Below are 16,080 nucleotides of genomic sequence, written 5' to 3' on the forward strand. Positions count from 1 at the left end.
TCACTTACGGAAAAAGAATATCCACAGCAGTATTAACAGAACTGAAAATGGAACAGCAAATAAAGCATTCGGATAATCACTTTCGATACTCACTACTAATGCAAATACCGACATATTAATTCCTTTATTCACCGGCCCTGCCGGCAACCCTTCACGGTAGCACAAAGGATTTGCGCCACCGCTCAGCGTTTTTCTTATATCAACAGAGAATGAGGAGAACAGATGCTATTCGGACTGAGTGATCCAGAGAAAAGGGCGGAAGAAACCGCCCCTGGTATTAATTAAAGAATGTTCGCGATAGATTTAGCCAGCTGATCTTCAAGCACAGGCTGGGCTTCGGGGAATTTCAGATTAACCTTGTTCGCATTTGATACCACACGAGTCTGATATTTATGCTGGTTCCCCTGCTCGGTGCTGGTCTGAATTTTGGCGCCAGAGGTTCCCTGGCGAAGGGCGGCGATGTTGTCCGTGGTCACGGTCGCTTTGGTACGCTCGGCAATCTGCACATCCGTGATCATGGTGTAGTTGATGTCTTCGACCATCGCATCAGCGGCCATGCCAACAAGGCCGGCAGCAAGTCCTACGCCCAGAGTGGCTCCGGCAGAGCTGGAATTATAGGCGGTAATACCGGCACCCAGCGCGGCCCCTGCCGCTGCACCTTCGTAGCCACGGCTGAGCCAGCTTTGTGACTCACGAAGGTCCATTTTGTCGGCCTTAAGTACGTTCGCCTGAATCCAGTAGTAGGCTTTATCCGGCGAGGTCACGACCTGGTAGCCTTTGGCTTTAACAGCTTCGGTAATTTTAGACTGGAGACCGCTCATGTCTTTATCAGACGTGTTTTTGATCTGCAGGAAAACGGTACGCTCGCTTGATGGTTCAAGCCAGACCGTTTCGCTCATCTGCGTTTTGACCTCAAGGTTACGTTTCTTAATTGCTGTGCTCATCGCACCACACCCTGAAAGGGCCAGCGTGGAACTGACCAGAGCCACCATCATCATCTTTTTCATTAACGTTATTTCCTTTGTTTATTATATCCATTCATAGCTTGGCGATTGCCTATAATCTAATATAAGTAAGGGTATCTAACTGTCCGAGCGTCTGTATGATTCAGATGAACACCCATAAAAATTACCAGAAGTATCAACTAGCCCGCACATTGGCAATCCTGTAGCTGGATTCAATCCAGCTCCCGCAGAATCGTGTAGTCCTGATTCATAAGGAAATGGATCACTTTGAAACGCACGGTCAAAATAAAACTGATCTTTTAGAGATTCATCTCCAACAGTTACACCACTTATTACACAGACCCTGTAGATCGAGAGCCCGAAAAATATAAATAGGGCCAACACAGGGAAACAGATCGCGGGGACAGAAAGAACCATGTATATTACTGGCGATACATCTTTCTGACTATACAAACACTTCTGCTTGCGAACTCGATAATTAATATATGCAAATATACCCTGCCACATAATCAACAACGCAAGTATCAAGAGCATGACGGATGTTGCCCACCCTGCAAGCGAGCAGGCGATATACTGTATAAGCAGAACCCACATAATTCGCATCAGCTCTTTCATATCCGAGAATCTCCCTGATCATTTCTTGTGATTATTCTCCAGTTTCTTTGCTTTTTCCAGAAGTTCTTCAGGACTGTCAGCTCCCGGAATAGCCTTTTGTGATGCTTTCTCGTTATTGTACTTAGCACCCTGATTATCCGCTTCGGACTGGTGATGGCGCTCCAGTGCTGAATACTGATTATCGACGGACGCTGAAGCTCCCTTTATTTCACTTTGTGTTCCTGAGATATTATTTCGCGTCTCAGTCATCATACCGTCTACCGAGCCTTTCACATTCCCTTTAATACCTGCGTCTGACGTTGCACTTTCAATGGAAGCCTTATGCGCTGCATGGTCAGATAACACCTCCTGACGCCCGCCCCCCGCAGACACATTGTCCATACTTTGACCCAGCCCATCTTTCGCATCCGAATATGCATTATCCACCGAAGGCTGAACCTGACTTTGTACAAATGACCAAGCCAGTTCTCTTCGTTTCGCTGCAACCTCTGGTGAACCGGTATCCGTTAGCAAAGAATCGGCATCATGCGGTGCCTGTTTACGAACGTATTGGGCAAACTGCTGGTTGAGATCTTCGTTAACCTGCCCGCTCATGGTTTCGGTTCGGGATGCCATTTCAGCATATTCCTTGCTGCGTGCCTGACTCGTCGAGTACTGTTCAAGGCTTTGTTTTGCAGAACTCAGTGATGCAGACAACTGGTCCGCACGTGATGCGGCGTTGTTATCCGTATGACTGCCTGATTCATTTATCTTGCGGCTGGTAAAGTAATCGCTGGCCTCCTTGAAGTCTTTGGTGGATTTTGCATCAATATCATGACGCGCATCCTGGCTCGCTCGCGTGCTGCTGCTTGCCTGATGAGAGTCTAAATCATCAAAGTCGACGCCGGCTTTAGCACCAGCCCTGAAACTAACACCACCACCTGTACCGAAAGCCTTAATCCCTATACCACCATGTGCACTTGCATCGCCATAAAGACCAGCGGAAGCACGAGAACTACGTGAAGCCAGTTCCTGAGTCGCCTGATCATTACTGATATTATGCGCCTTCGCGTAGCTCTCCACCGCAGTGCGCATCTTGCTGGCCATCATGGAGTCCTGCGCACTCATCGTGCTGTCGGCGCCTTGCGTCATCGAGTCGCTGCTCCCTCGGTTGGTGCCAAACTGGCTGAGGGTCTGCCACGTGCTTGACATACTGCTACTAAAGCTCTGCATCGCGCTCTGGGACTGCGTCTGGGCCTCGCGCGCCATCTCCTGCTGCGCTGAGGCCAGTTGACGGGCAAAATTAATACTCACGGGCAGCTTACTCGCGGCCTGAGTGGAGTCTGTCACCGTACTGCCGTCACGCATCTGTGTGGACGTCGCACCATTGCCCAGTTGCTGACTCATCTGTCCGAACATGGTCGAACTGTTGGTGTTCCAGCTGTTGCCGCTCACGTTCTCGGTCTGCATGTTGGCGTAGGAGTAGTTACCATCAACAGCACCAGAGGCAGCAGTGGCTGCAGGGCTGATAGCGGAAGAGGCCAAATGGCTGTAGAGATTTGAGAACCCCGCCCCCAGTCCCTTCAGCATTCCCCATGCAAGCGGTGGGATTAGCATGGACAGATAGCCTGCCGTGGTAGCGAGGTCTGAGTATTTTATCTGCACCTGTGACAACTCCGAGAGAACCACTGGTGAACCGTTGGCCTTCGCATAGAAGGTCATGCAGCTGTTGAGGATGGCGTAAAGCAGTGGCCAGCTCTGCACCCACATGATAGCCAGCACGTACCCCTTCAGCACATTAAGGGTGACGGCGTTAAACATCCCGCCCAGCACCATCAGGGGGAATATTCCGATGGTCAGACCGACAATCAACGTCTGAGACATAGGAAGTGAGCGTAATGCCACCTGGCCGACCGTCGCATGCGCCAGCCGCTGCTTCTCCATCGATGACGTAGTGGCGATATTCAGCAGGCTTGAGGTATCACCGTTGCGGGCGGCGTAGCTCATAATACCGTTTCGCAGCGCGTTCATCGTCACATTCTGACGGACAATCGACGCGGCGCTCTGACCGGCCCCATAGAAATAGTTATAGCTGTCCCCGATCATCTGGCTGAACAAAATGTCAGGATTCGGACGTCCGCCAAAAAGCTGACGCACGTAGTAACTCCATGTTTTTCCTCCGGTCTGAGTATCCAGGGCAAGCTTTGGCTTAATTACCGCAGCGGCTTCTTCACAGGTTAAAAACTGATTATTGTTGTTGAATATCCCTCTCAGCGGACTCGGCTTTGAGAAAATCAGCGTATACGGGTCTGCGCTGTTCATTAGATCTTCCATGGTATATTTTCCGTTCAGGAAAATATCGCCCATCACGCAGTTCTGCACATAGTCCGTGAATATCGTAGTTATCTCTGGGTTCTGTGATAAAAAGTCCGTACTGCGTGAAACCAGATTCGCCCCAAATATCATGCCGGTTTTGCTGTAGGTGATGCTGTCGGGCTGTGAAAAGACCATTTCATACCCCTGAACAAGGGCATATCCGATTTTGGTGGTCAGCGATGCAGGCAGAGCCAGCCCGACGGGCACGTTATCGACTTTATAGACCTTTGTCTGATTACTGATATCGATTATTTGTACGGAGGTGCGAACACTGACCAGCAGCGACATCAGCACAATGACGCCTGCCCAGCCCAGCATATCCATGATGTTGTGCCGTCGTATCCACGAAATGGCCACAACCAGCACAGAGAAAGCCGTCGCAATACGCCGAATAACAACCCAGTTCTCCGTCGACATGAACGTGACGATGGCATTCAGCGTCTGCGTCAGCCAGTCGCCGCCCGCGATGACATAGATTTCCTGCATCAGCGCGCCCCCCCGAAGTGATAGTTGTTCTGGTAGCGCTGCAGCATGCGTGCCGAGACCTGCTGGCGCATGTAGCTCATCTGGCGGTCAACAACCAGAAGCGCATCCTGCTGTACCTGCACCTGTGCCTGGAAGGAGGCTATCTGCCGCGTGGCTTCGTTGAGGTTATTATTGATGCTGTCGATAACCGCCTGGTCATAGTTTCCCGTTGCCACCATTGCACGGGCCTGCTGGACCAGCTCCTGGATGTACTGGAGCAGAATGTCGTAGCCGATGTAATCGGTTAGCTGATAAACGAGGCTGTTAGAAACCCCCAGCATCTGGGGATCAACCAGATACTTGAAGACCGGGATGGTAGTACTTGTGATAAATCCCTTCTCTTTCTCGGTTAACTTTAGATCGGCAACGGCTTTATTCTGAATGCTGGAAAGGATGTCTTTTATCTGATTTTTCAGTGCATTTTTTTGGCTGATCGTGACATTAGCATCGGCAACCACCTTCAGACATTTATCGCTGTCATTACAGTGATACACCCGTGCAGTCCCCCCCTCCATCATGGCCCGAATAAGGTCGCGATCGGTCGTTCTTGCCGGAAGCGGGGTTATATTACCCTTCTCATCAAAGACCATTGTTCCGGTCAGGGTCATGATGAACTCCTTAAGCTCTTTATTCCCGTCAAACATGCGGTTCTTTCCGAGCGCATTCCAGATGACATTGATATTCTTCGTTATGCGCTCTTTATCCTTATCACTGGCCTTATCACGGACCTTATCCATGCTTCCCCCCACCGTGCAGCCCTGGCGGGATGCCGCCCAGTCCGCAAACATGTTGCTCTCACCGGCAATGTCCTGGCAGACCTTCTGCTGGGAGACCTGAGTGCGCGGAAACAGACCGCCGACAATCCCCTGCGCCGCCTGGCAGGAGCTGAGGTTCATGCTGTTAATGTCGCTGGCCATCTTCTGCAGGAAGTCTTTAGCGGTCTTGATTTCCGGTACCGTGGTCTGCAGCGCCAGATCGAAGAAGTATCCGGCCGCATTGGACATAATCTGCTTGGCGAAACGCTGCAGCTGATCGCTGTTAATAAAGCTGAAGGAGCCCAGATAGGCATCGATGCCGCCGCAGCCGGCGTTGATGTCGGGCAGCGTCATGGAGATAAGCTGGACGGTTTTCACCTGCGTACGGGCATATAGTGAGCCACCCGTGGCGTAGCCAGCGGCCTGCCCCTGCCAGACCTGTGGCTGGCTGGTATTGGAGTCAAAGCCCAGCTTATTAAAGAAGGTGTTCATGTCGCTGTTCACGTCCGCACTAACGGTTGTTGAACAGACGAGAAGCATGCAGCCCAGAAGCCTGCGGTGTCTGAACAGGTTTATCATTATTTCACTCCGCGCATCTGAAGGACCGTATCCATGCGGGCCATAAAGCCCTGTTCGTCGGTCGCGCCCTGCAGCAGGGGCAGGGCTTCAAGGGTGTTTACGTTGACGAGAAAGGTGGTTGGCGTGGCCACGGGCAGGTTAGGGAAAAAGGTTTTCATCACCTCTGGCGGCGCGGGCAGCGCATCGGGAAAGGACGCATCCCCCTGACCGTCGATGGTGTAGGCCATCACCCCAAACCCCACCCGTGCCGACAGCGACTTCAGGACCGGATCAAACTGGTGGCAGTACGGGCAGTGTCCCTGCATAAAAAGCACGACCTTCCAGTCGGCCAGATTGACCTGGCGGCCGTTGCTGAGGCGGTACCAAACCGCCTGCTTCGCCGGAAGCGGCTTAACTTCAGTGTCTTCCGGGGATGTTGGCAGAGATCCCGACGCTCGCGCCCCCTGTGGATGCCATAACGATTTGATCTCGTCCATTGTGGAAGCCTGTGTGGCCAGACTGAGCGTCATGAGCGCCACGGTAAACACGGTATGTCTAAGGTTCATGTCGGCATCCTCCGGCATCACGGGCCTTTTCGGCCTCACGGGCGGCATCAATCCAGCGGTTGATGATGCGGTAGCCCCCCCAGAGCGCCATCGATACGCCGATTATCTGTGCCAGAAGAATGGCCATCTCCGGCTCGCGCCGGACCAGGCGGGAAACAATGTGAAACCATATCCCGAGGCTCAGCACCCATAATCCGGGCACGTCGAACTCGGGCAGGCGAAAACGGAATTTACGCATGCGAACTCTCCCTGTATTAAAAGTTGGGGGCAAAATCTGTGGAAACGTTGAGGAACTGCTTCGCCAGGTCATCCTGGCTGATAAAGCCATACGAGACGGGTTTGACCGTCCCGCTTTTAGGATCGGCCAGCATCAGCGCCGGGAAGTAACGGATACCCAGCCGGCTGGCCTGTCCACCGTCCATTCGGGTATCCGGCAGGAGTGGATTCACGATTCCGTCCACGGAGACCGGAATGACGCTGAGGTGATACGTCTCGCGGAAGTTTTTAATGACCTGAACCAGCTGGCCGTCGATCGGGTCCTGTCCGCGGTAGAAGAACATCACGCCATAGTGCTGAGCCAGCGTTTCAATGGCGCGGCGCTGGTCGGCAAAGTCCGCCGCCAGCTGGTTGCGCACGGTACCGTTGTAGTGGCTGTGCTGCAGGTTGTAGTCCAGTTCGGGGTGCTCGAGCATCGCCTTTTTAGCACTCATCGAGAACAGCCCGGCCTGCTGCGTCCAGTAGTTCTGCAGGCGGAAGTAGCGGGTAAAGTTCTCCACGCCCGGATACAGAATGGCCTCGTACATGGCGCGCTTCGTGGCCTGCTGAAGCGTGGCAAGCTTCTCCATGATGTCCGGCGAGGCCTGCTGAGGCTGTGCTGAAGAGGATTTGTCGTCCTCCGGCGTTCTGTGCGATTCGTTGTACCACTGCCAGCCGGCATCTTTTCCTGTGGCGGAAAAAACGCTGCCAAGAAGCAGCAGCGCTAACGCTGTCTTTCTCTTTTTCACTGGAACCTTCCTTATCCCGAAGCAGGTCGGTTATCGTTTGAAAAGCGGGTTTAACAGCCACGCCAGCAGAACTCCCGCCACGAAAAGCACAACCATCAGCGCCATAAAAAACACATCGATGCGCGATGTTTCATCAACGATATTCCCGCACCAGTAAAGCACCGGTGAGGCGACAATCAGGCTGATGATAAGGCGTCCAGTAAATCCTTTAATTTTCATGATGGAGAGTCCTGAGTGAGTGATGAGTGGCTTACTGTTTGTTCTTCAGCTGCGCGGCGATTTCCTCTCGGACGCGCTTCGTCAGGGTGTCGTTATCCGGGATTTTCTTGTTCTTTTGCAGATCGTCGAAAAAGTTCGAGAAGTCGAGCGCTTCAAAATTAATTTGCTGCAGCTCGGTCTGGGTAATGCCGCGACAGTCCGGGCTGCTGGCCTTGCCAAAGCCGACGTGAAGCTGACCGTTACGTCCCTGCTGCTGCACTATCTGAGCCAGCTTAGAGTCAAACTGACAGTAGCTGCGCTTCTTCTCCAGACAGACGCCGAGCACTTTTTTTGAACAGAACTCACCGATACTGACCGTGAGCTTATTCTCTTTGGCCTTGCCCAGCGCTTTCTCCTCGCTGCTGCACCTGGCAAGCCCGACGTCCTGGCCCCAGCCGCCGTCTTTACAGCAGTTGCTGAATCCTGCCGCAAACTTCTTGCAGAACTTCGCGCTGCCGGTAAAGGCGCGCACGTTAACGCTGTTAATGGCGGCCACGTCCTTGCCCGCAGCGGCTAGCGCGGCGAGTGCCGAAACGACAGGTGCAAAATCGTTGTTTTTACCGTTCTGCGCCCGCTCACAGTCACCATCGAGACAGAAGGTATCGCCGCCACATATCATCACCTGGCCGGAAGTACGCGTTTCACAGGAATACGTCGCGTATTCATGCAGGCAGCCGCTGCCGTCTTCTGCAGTGAAGGCGCAGGTGCGTGAGGCAAGCGTACAGGCCGGATTGTTCATATAGGTTTTGCAGGTGCCATTGTCAGCAGCCTGGGTCATATAGGTGTCTTTGTACTTCCAGCATGCCTGGGTAACCTGGTAGGGCTTGCCCTCAACCACGACAGTCTTAGTACTGCCCGGTTCAATACACTCTGTTTTCTTGAGCGTACCTTCGCTTTTGCTAAACGGACAGGATTCACCCCATTCCACTCTGGGTATCCAGACCCGGCTTTTAACCTGCATGATCAGAGTCAGAGTAAAACGCGTTTTTCCGCTGGCCATATCGTTATAAATAATATTGTCGACTGTCCCCGTACAACTGCCGTTTCCGCTGCAGCTACTACCCTGTACGGTTTGACCTTTAGTCAGAGTCAATCCCGTTGCTCCTGTGAGGCCAATAGTGGCATTCCAGCCAAGATTGAATATGGTATTCATAAAATTAGCGCGGGAATTCCAGAGATAATTTTGTGTGGTGACATTCAGGCTGGCACTGTTCACCATACCCGCCTCAGGAGAGATAAAACTGAAGACGATTTGCTTGCCGGATCGACTAAAATTAAATGAAGTGATGGTGTAGGTTTTAGTCTCAGTGGTTTCCTTCCAGTCACCTGTGATACTGGCTGTCCTGGTACAGGCCTGCTCAACCAGCAGGTCGCGCTCGCAGGTATAGTTGGTGAACTCGCTGCGGCTGATGTTCTGCGCTTCGCACTGCGTCTGCCCCGTTTTGCCGATGATGGTATCGGCGCGGGACTGGACATCCTGGCTGGCCTTAATAAACGGCGCGTCGGGTGAAATGGGCTCCTTCGGGTTGTTAACAAACGAGTCGGTGACGGCCTTTGTAGCCTCATTAGTAGTCCAGCCCGTGGTACCGTCCGCTTTCAGCGCACCATCACCGGTCGCCGTCACGCCGCCATAGTACTTCTTCTCACCGGGTGAGGCGGTATAGTTGGGGATAGACGCTGAGGGGTTAAAGTTTTTCAGGCTGCTCTCCCCCTGCCCCTGTACCTGACGGGCAAAATCAGCCCCCGCCCTGTACTGCGCGTCAGCATCGGCAAATGCATTCACGCCCGCCATCGTGGTGGCAATGGCCAGCACCGGCATCAGTATTGCTCTTTTCATCGGGCCTCTCCTTTATTAAGCAGCTCTTGCGCCTCATCCCTGCACTCGCCCTTCTCCACCACCTTTTCCAGCGCTTGCTTCAGATGAAGATTGCCGCGAATCACATCGTGGCCCGCCTCGCAGTACACCACCAGGGACGGCACGCTGGTGATCCCGTACTCACGAAAGCGGGTCGGGTCGATGGCGACGCCGCTGGCTGAGCCGTCCTGAACAAGCGCCATCACGGCGGTTGCCGTTGTTTTCATGTCGTTGTTGACCATGCCCCGCAGGGTGGCGGGAATGTCGTAGCGGCGCGCCTCGGTCAGCATGCGCTTAAGCCCCGCCTGCGGGATGGCAAAGGAGACGAAATACAGGGCGCCGTGCGTCGGTTTATCCTGATGGTCCTCGCGCTGGCGCTGTTTCAGCTCCCCGATAAAATGGGCGTCGTCTGCTGAAAGAGGGTTCTGGCGCACCTGCTGCTCCAGCATCTGGCGCAACGGCGCGTTATCCTGCCCCCTCAGCTGCTGGCTGAAAGATTCCTGCTGACGAATAAACTCGCGGTTCGCCTCATCAGCTCCTGACGCCAGCGCAGTGTAACAGTATGCTGACAGCAGCAGCGCCGCCGTCAGACCGGACAGAGTTTTCATGGAAGTTTCCTTTTTCTCAGAGGAAGACGCAGTTGCGCTTGCGCCAGAGCAGATAGCCGTAGTTTTTCTTCGTGTTCGGCGGGTTACGCCCCGTTTCCCAGCGCATGACGGTGCGGCCGAAAGGATGGCACTGCGCCGCATCCGGGAACATGTTCACCATCTGATAGCGCCAGCGCTCTTTCGGGATAATGGGAGACGGGTATTCGAAGCAGACCGCGCGGTCCGCCCCCACGCTCTCCAGTATCTGACCCTGTCGGTGCAGCTTGAACGCCATACGCTCGCTGACCAGAACGGAAGACTGCAGGGGGCTGGACTCATTGCTCACCCAGCCGTTGAAAGGGTACATCGAGCCCTGCGAGCCAGCGCACCAGAACAGCGGGTCGAGAGGCTTATTTACCGCACTGGCTATCGCGTCGGCCGCACATGCGCCCTGCGCGATGGGGTTGGCAAAAATGACCGCCTCCGGATTCAGAATGGAGGTCAGGGCGCTGTCCCCCCATGTTGGGTCAATTTCAGACAGGTATCCGATATCCAGATCGCCGCCCTGCAAACACCCGAGAGAGGTGATGATGTTGAGCCAGTACGTCAGCGGATATTTGTACCAGTGCACGTGGTAGAACGCGCCATTGACCTGTTTGTCATCTTTTTTGGCGGTGCCCATCCCCATTTTCCCGAGATTAACAGTGAATCCGCCGAGGTTCACCATGCAGCCCGGAGAACGCGCCACATCGGTCATAGCCATCGGCTCCCAGTACCCTATTGCCAGGCCGACGCGCTGAAATACCGGGGGTGGCATGGGACAAAACTGTATAGGGCTACCTGGATTGGACGTGTCCGGTAAATCCCCGCCCGTGACTTTTGTGCTGCCGAGCGACAGGGGAAACATGCAGCGCCAGCAGATATCGGTGATCGGATTGACGAAGCGCCCTTCGCAGGCGGCGTCCGCCGCCGCCATGTGGCTGTTACCCCACAGAAGCAGTCCGAACAGAGAGACGGTCAGCATTTTCACCGGACACCTCCTGCGTCATGCTGCGCCATATCGGGCGGAATGATTTCCACCTGCAGGCGCTTTCCGCTGGGTGCCGCCGTTACCCGTGCCGGTACCTGGCTTATGCCGAACCGGGTGGTCAGCACCCCGTTCTGGTCGAAGAAAATGCGGCTGTCGAGCTTCTCCGACGTCTGCGGAATATTGCCCTGCACCAGAATGATGCGGGTGATCAGGGTGTCAGGCTTCTGTCGCTGTACCCACGCGAGCTGATCCGCATCGTCGCCGTTGATAAACAGCAGCGTTTCGTTAAACGGCACCACATCAAGCGGATTAAAGACCTGCCCCGCCTGAGCAAACACGTTGCCCTTGTCGTCGGCAAGCGCCTTGTCCACCCGCACGCTCGGATCAAACCAGCGCCGCTCGTAGCGCACCGCGCGGGTTATTCCCTCAACGGCAGGCGGGCGCTGGCTGTTGCGCACCACGCGCGCCTTAAACTCCGCCATCTTTTTGTCCATCTCGCCGGACTGCGCCAGCGTCTGCAGCCGGCTTTCGATAACGGTCAGCATATCCGGCTCCGCCACCGGCCAGAGATCGCCCCACGTCCCGAGGTCAGCGGCCGTCACGCTGCCGGTCAGCAGCGTCAGGCCCAGGGCAAAGGCGCGCATCACGCCCCCTCCTTCATCCGGCGGGCCACGTCAGTCTGGATTTCACGCGTGATATCCGGCGCCCCCTGCACCACGGCAGGTGCGACAAGGATGAGGGCACGATGGCGGATCTGCCAGTCCCGGAGGCTGGCCTCCAGTGACGCGTTAAAGCGGTCTGAGAGTGCTTTTGTCTGCGCCTCGTCCAGCGAACGGCGACCGGCGCTGTCAAAGAAGGCATCCACCGTGGATTTCATGTTGAAGGCCACAACCACAGGACGGTTAAGCTGGCAGACCAGCCAGCTGACGCCTGCGCTCGCAGCCAGCGTGCCGGCAATCAGCGCGGCGTTAATGAGTACGTGTTTTTTCATGAGATGGTCTTCCCTTCATGCTCGTGAAGCCAGCGCTCCAGCGCGGCCATTTCCGGCCCGGATTTTTTCCACGCCAGCTCCCAGACGGCTTCGTGAATACTCAGCCCCTCCCGGCGTCGCTGCTGCAGAAACTCAAAGTCCGGACCGTCCGAGGAGTACATCGCCCGGCTGAGCGGATCGACGAACAGGCGGTGCCAGGACGTCAGGTGCTCAACCGACAGCATAAAGCTGCTGAACCAGTTGTCCTTCGCGCTGCCAAAACCCTTAATCATGTCGCGCTGCAGCTGCGAATACTGGTCCGGGTACAGCTGGTTGTACTTGGCGAACTCTTTGGCGGACTGCTTGAGGATAATTTTGTAGGACGAGTTACCCCATGCCGCGCGGGCGGCGCTGGAGGCCGTTTCCGAGTCAAAATCGACGATGTTCTGCGTAATGGTGATGTACGAACCTGTATGGCGGCGGGCGGTACGGTAGCCCTTCTCGATAAACGCCCCGACCTTGTTGTTCTTGAAGTCCAGCAGGCGCCAGCCTTCGTCTATCACGTTGAGCTTCTTCAGGCTGCGCGGCGTGCGGTACATGCGGTTCTCAATGTAGAGAATGAGTGAGAACATCACCGCCACCAGGAGGGACGGCCTGTCCTCCAGTCCGCCGAGCTCAAGCACCACCATCCGGGCTTCGTCCTTCAGGGACGGTTCGTCGGAGTTGAAGTAGCTGCCGTACACCCCGTTGCGGGTGTACTGGGTCAGCAGCACCACCATCTCATCGAGGCGGCTGCGGATGGTCGGTGATCCGCTGTACTCCTCGCTGTCGCGGGCCATCATCAGGTAGTCCACCACGTCGTCAATGCGCGCCTGGTTTTTCTTCGTAAGCCAGGTGGCCTTCACCGCCTTGAGCAGCAGACCTTCGTGCACCTCGTCCAGGTTGCCGTTGGGGCTGGCCATCACGGACAGCTGGTCCCGCAGGCGTTCGGCCATCTCATCGATGGTATCGTCGGTGACGTTAGCGAACGGGTTAAACTTCAGCGTCTCGCCGTCGAGGTAGACACCGCCCATGTTCTCGCACAGGGACTTGTAGCCGTCGCCCATGTCGAACACCACGGCGAAGCCGCCGGAGTCGATGACGCTGCGTATCAGGGGCTGGATAAGCCCGGTTTTCCCCGCGCCGGAGGTGCCACAGACCGCCATATTGAAGTTGGTGTTACCCATGCCGCGGCTGAACAGGTCGATAAACGCCAGCTGGTTGCGGTAGGTCGGCGCCAGCAGGCCGGAAGTGGCCAGCGGACTGTCCGCCACCACTGGCATCAGATTGGCGACATTAAAGCTTTCGGCGCGCTGCAGCACGCCGGACTCGCGCAGCTGCTTAAAGAGGCCGCCGCCCGCCATAAACGGCAGATTCACGAGAAAATTGCGCATATGGTTAAAGCGCGGGGAAATCAGCTCGAAGCCATTTTTGCGAAAGCTGTTCAGCACGTCCTGCTCGACCTTCAGCGCAGTTTCCTGGTCATCGCGGCAGAAGAGGGTCACGTTCAGAAAATAGCTCACCAGCGAGGACTGCCCGGACGACAGGCGCTGGCGCAGATCGCCCCACTCTTTTGCCTCCTGCGCCACGCCCGGGAAGAACTTGGCGTAGCTGGTCTTGGACTTCTTCTCAAGATCCATGAACTTCAGGTTGGCCTCGTTCTGCGCCTTTACCTGGTCTTCCACGCTGAGGACGAGCGTCAGGATAAACGGGCACGAAACGGACAGTTCCGGGTTGAGAAGGTTGCTATAGTTGTCGGCCATATTCCAGAGGAAGGCCAGCTCCGGATTTTTGGTCAGCTGAAAGTTCATGATGCGCGCGGTGCTGTTGCGACCGTTACCGCGCAGCCCCAGCGTCATGTAGTCGGCCTTCACCTTCAGATCAAAGGTATCGTCCACGCACTGGTAGTTCAGATCCTTGAGCGGGTCCAGTTCCCGTTCGGTGGGATACAGCGCATCCGGGTTATGGTTAATCATTTCGCCCGTAATGCGGATAAAGGCATCCGCGTCCACGCTGCGGGTGGCTATCTGCGCCCCCTGCAGTGAGGCGCGGATGATTTTGACCTGGTTTTCCATCTCCATCACGCTGGCCTTACTTCCGCGCTTGCGGGGGACGCAGCAGGAGATGTACACCCGGTAGTTACGCAGGGTTAGCGGCAGGTTGAGGTGATCGGGCAGCGGGAACCCTTCTTCTGCGGCCCTGAGATAGTAGGCGCGGGTGATGGCGTTGAACGTATCGGCCTTTTCCCCCGTCCAGGAGAGCTCGCGCAGGCCATACTCGATATCCTGACCCACCAGATGGCTGGACACCAGGTGAACGGCCACCGGCACCTCACGGGGCAGCTTGGTGCGCATCAGGTTTTCCAGTGACGACACGATAGTTTCGTTGGCGCCGTTGATGGGCTGCGCCTCCAGCATAAAGCCCATCGTCTTCTCGTTCATGAAGAGGCCGGTTTCCGCATCGTAGTCGCGGTACGGCAGCACACGGCTGAACTGCGGGAAGCGCATCTGCCCGAGGACATCGTTCGCCTCAGAGGACGCATCAGGCATCTTCAGCGCCGTCAGCAGCGAGTTGACCGTGCGGGTGACGGTATCCAGTGGATTACTCACGGTTATCCTCCTTTTTATTGTCGGCCGTTTTTACCGTTTCCGTCGCAGGGGCCGGGCGGCTGGCAGGGATACCGTAGCGAAAACGTGCTGAGCGCATCTGACCATACAGGCAGAAATACGGACGGCATCCCATAAGCAGCGCCGCCCCTGAAAACACAATGGCCATCACAATCCACAGCAACTTAAACGCACTCAGCGCTCCGTCAACATGACCGGCATATCCTTTAGCATCGGTGACGACGCTGCCCCGGTTATGGCAGACAGCTGAGGGAGCATCATGCAGCGTGAGGCCGGAGGACTTGCCCTGCGGGGCTGGAGGTATAAAGGGGTCTAAAGGTTCATCGCGGCAGGCCGCAATACGAAACTCGCCACTGCTGACGTTATGCGTGACGGCTATAATTTCCTGCGCCATCGCCTCTCCGGGCGTGGTGTTCTCCATCCACAAAAGCATGGCAACCAGCAGCATCAGCGTGGCGGCAGGCCAGATAATCAGATAGTGAAAAGCCCAGGCAAGCCATCTAAGGCAATACAGCAGGACGGACAGAAGCTTAAGCATCATTCCCGTTACCTCCGGGATTCAGCGGAAACCAGACGCTGCAGTTGTGTCTGATAGCCTCCGCCAGCCTCTCCCCGTCCTCTCCGCTGTACAGCGCTTTAATCCGGCTGACGTCAGACTTCGCCAGGAAAACCCGGGTCATCTGCTGTTTTGTTACGCTCATGCCTGAGCCTGCTTTACCCAGGAACAGACAGTGCCCACGCTGCCGTTGCATTATGTGTTGAGAAATCCCAGCCTTCCCGTCGAGGGCGGGAGCGCTCTGCTGAGACGCTGAAAGCCAGAAGTCGCGCTCTGCGGCATTAACACAGATGACACGCATCCCCTGCGCCTCGCAGCAGGCCGTAATATCGTTAAGGTGACGGGTTTTCCCCGGACCACCGTTATCCCTGGTTGTCATGATGTTCGTCTCCTGGTTTTTTGCCATCGTTCTGAATGTCTTTGCGCAATTCACGCCAGTCGCGGAGTTGTCGTTCTGATAAAAAGGTCCGCATAACATCAACGCTGATGGCTGTCTTACCGCTACCGGTTTTCCCCACGACCATCACATTGGTTTTTCTTCTTCCCATCGGTCACCTCAGATACTGTTTTTGTCGTATTTCCAGAACCCGCTGACATTCCGTGCAGGTACGTACGCCCGGGATGGCCTGCTGCCGCCTGAGGGGGATGCGATTGCCACAGCATTCGCACCGTTTACGGCTTTTGCCCTCCAGGCAGGACCGCTGCCTCGCGGCCTGTATATGAAGCTGGTTCAGCAATTCGTCCTGCTCCTGCAGGAGATCGAGTTCGTCTGCCATCAACGCTCCCTGCTCACACTGTCCGGACACGCTACCGCC

Annotated in this window: 18 protein-coding genes; all 18 read right to left on the minus strand. The window is 55.6% G+C overall.

Annotated elements, in window-relative coordinates; genetic code table 11:
• Positions 1 to 281: 281 nt before the first annotated feature.
• On the minus strand, positions 282 to 1,007 hold the full coding sequence (gene traT, locus ACMWJS_RS21045) for a conjugal transfer complement resistance protein TraT (RefSeq protein ID WP_060446836.1): 726 nt from the start codon (positions 1,005 to 1,007) through the stop codon (positions 282 to 284).
• Positions 1,008 to 1,082: 75 nt separating this feature from the next.
• The gene (locus ACMWJS_RS21050) at positions 1,083 to 1,580 is read right to left on the minus strand and encodes a hypothetical protein (RefSeq protein WP_414747517.1); all 498 of its coding nucleotides are present in this window, start codon (positions 1,578 to 1,580) and stop codon (positions 1,083 to 1,085) included.
• 18 nt (positions 1,581 to 1,598) lie between these two features.
• A complete protein-coding gene (gene traG, locus ACMWJS_RS21055) occupies positions 1,599 to 4,421 on the minus strand; it encodes a conjugal transfer mating-pair stabilization protein TraG (RefSeq protein ID WP_414747518.1) in 2,823 nt (940 codons plus the stop codon).
• On the minus strand, positions 4,421 to 5,794 hold the full coding sequence (gene traH / locus ACMWJS_RS21060; RefSeq protein ID WP_032637297.1) for a conjugal transfer pilus assembly protein TraH: 1,374 nt from the start codon (positions 5,792 to 5,794) through the stop codon (positions 4,421 to 4,423). The genes traG and traH overlap by 1 nt, the downstream gene beginning before the upstream one ends.
• A complete protein-coding gene (gene trbB, locus ACMWJS_RS21065; protein WP_414747519.1) occupies positions 5,794 to 6,339 on the minus strand; it encodes a type-F conjugative transfer system pilin assembly thiol-disulfide isomerase TrbB in 546 nt (181 codons plus the stop codon). Before trbB ends, traH begins: the two co-directional genes overlap by 1 nt.
• A complete protein-coding gene (traQ, locus tag ACMWJS_RS21070; RefSeq protein WP_008324126.1) occupies positions 6,329 to 6,577 on the minus strand; it encodes a type-F conjugative transfer system pilin chaperone TraQ in 249 nt (82 codons plus the stop codon). Before traQ ends, trbB begins: the two co-directional genes overlap by 11 nt.
• Positions 6,578 to 6,593: 16 nt before the next feature.
• Complete coding sequence (traF, locus tag ACMWJS_RS21075; RefSeq protein WP_045379415.1) at positions 6,594 to 7,343, minus strand: type-F conjugative transfer system pilin assembly protein TraF; 750 nt, start codon at positions 7,341 to 7,343, stop codon at positions 6,594 to 6,596.
• 30 nt (positions 7,344 to 7,373) lie between these two features.
• Positions 7,374 to 7,562 carry a conjugal transfer protein TrbE gene (gene trbE / locus ACMWJS_RS21080; protein ID WP_165723321.1) on the minus strand — a complete coding sequence of 63 codons (189 nt, stop codon included), beginning with the start codon at positions 7,560 to 7,562 and terminating at the stop codon, positions 7,374 to 7,376.
• 31 nt (positions 7,563 to 7,593) lie between these two features.
• Positions 7,594 to 9,438 carry a type-F conjugative transfer system mating-pair stabilization protein TraN gene (gene traN, locus ACMWJS_RS21085; RefSeq protein ID WP_414747520.1) on the minus strand — a complete coding sequence of 615 codons (1,845 nt, stop codon included), beginning with the start codon at positions 9,436 to 9,438 and terminating at the stop codon, positions 7,594 to 7,596.
• Positions 9,435 to 10,064 carry a type-F conjugative transfer system pilin assembly protein TrbC gene (gene trbC / locus ACMWJS_RS21090; protein WP_414747521.1) on the minus strand — a complete coding sequence of 210 codons (630 nt, stop codon included), beginning with the start codon at positions 10,062 to 10,064 and terminating at the stop codon, positions 9,435 to 9,437. Before trbC ends, traN begins: the two co-directional genes overlap by 4 nt.
• Before the next feature lie 16 nt (positions 10,065 to 10,080).
• Complete coding sequence (gene traU, locus ACMWJS_RS21095; protein WP_032637387.1) at positions 10,081 to 11,067, minus strand: conjugal transfer pilus assembly protein TraU; 987 nt, start codon at positions 11,065 to 11,067, stop codon at positions 10,081 to 10,083.
• 2 nt (positions 11,068 to 11,069) lie between these two features.
• The gene (gene traW / locus ACMWJS_RS21100) at positions 11,070 to 11,717 is read right to left on the minus strand and encodes a type-F conjugative transfer system protein TraW (RefSeq protein WP_414747522.1); all 648 of its coding nucleotides are present in this window, start codon (positions 11,715 to 11,717) and stop codon (positions 11,070 to 11,072) included.
• Positions 11,717 to 12,064, minus strand: coding sequence for a type-F conjugative transfer system protein TrbI (trbI, locus tag ACMWJS_RS21105; RefSeq protein ID WP_011201813.1), 348 nt, complete (start codon positions 12,062 to 12,064; stop codon positions 11,717 to 11,719). Before trbI ends, traW begins: the two co-directional genes overlap by 1 nt.
• Complete coding sequence (gene traC / locus ACMWJS_RS21110; RefSeq protein WP_414747523.1) at positions 12,061 to 14,691, minus strand: type IV secretion system protein TraC; 2,631 nt, start codon at positions 14,689 to 14,691, stop codon at positions 12,061 to 12,063. The genes trbI and traC overlap by 4 nt, the downstream gene beginning before the upstream one ends.
• A complete protein-coding gene (traP, locus tag ACMWJS_RS21115) occupies positions 14,684 to 15,250 on the minus strand; it encodes a conjugal transfer pilus-stabilizing protein TraP (RefSeq protein ID WP_011201812.1) in 567 nt (188 codons plus the stop codon). The genes traC and traP overlap by 8 nt, the downstream gene beginning before the upstream one ends.
• Positions 15,240 to 15,644 carry a hypothetical protein gene (locus ACMWJS_RS21120; RefSeq protein ID WP_284963586.1) on the minus strand — a complete coding sequence of 135 codons (405 nt, stop codon included), beginning with the start codon at positions 15,642 to 15,644 and terminating at the stop codon, positions 15,240 to 15,242. The genes traP and ACMWJS_RS21120 overlap by 11 nt, the downstream gene beginning before the upstream one ends.
• Positions 15,628 to 15,813, minus strand: a complete 186-nt coding sequence (locus ACMWJS_RS21125) for a hypothetical protein (protein ID WP_016674194.1) — start codon at positions 15,811 to 15,813, stop codon at positions 15,628 to 15,630. Before ACMWJS_RS21125 ends, ACMWJS_RS21120 begins: the two co-directional genes overlap by 17 nt.
• 3 nt (positions 15,814 to 15,816) lie before the next feature.
• The gene (locus ACMWJS_RS21130) at positions 15,817 to 16,041 is read right to left on the minus strand and encodes a TraR/DksA C4-type zinc finger protein (RefSeq protein WP_016674195.1); all 225 of its coding nucleotides are present in this window, start codon (positions 16,039 to 16,041) and stop codon (positions 15,817 to 15,819) included.
• Positions 16,042 to 16,080: the final 39 nt, after the last annotated feature.

Origin of the sequence: Enterobacter sp. HK-058-C-ECC (genome assembly GCF_047531125.1) — a bacterium.
Lineage (GTDB): Bacteria > Pseudomonadota > Gammaproteobacteria > Enterobacterales > Enterobacteriaceae > Enterobacter > Enterobacter quasiroggenkampii.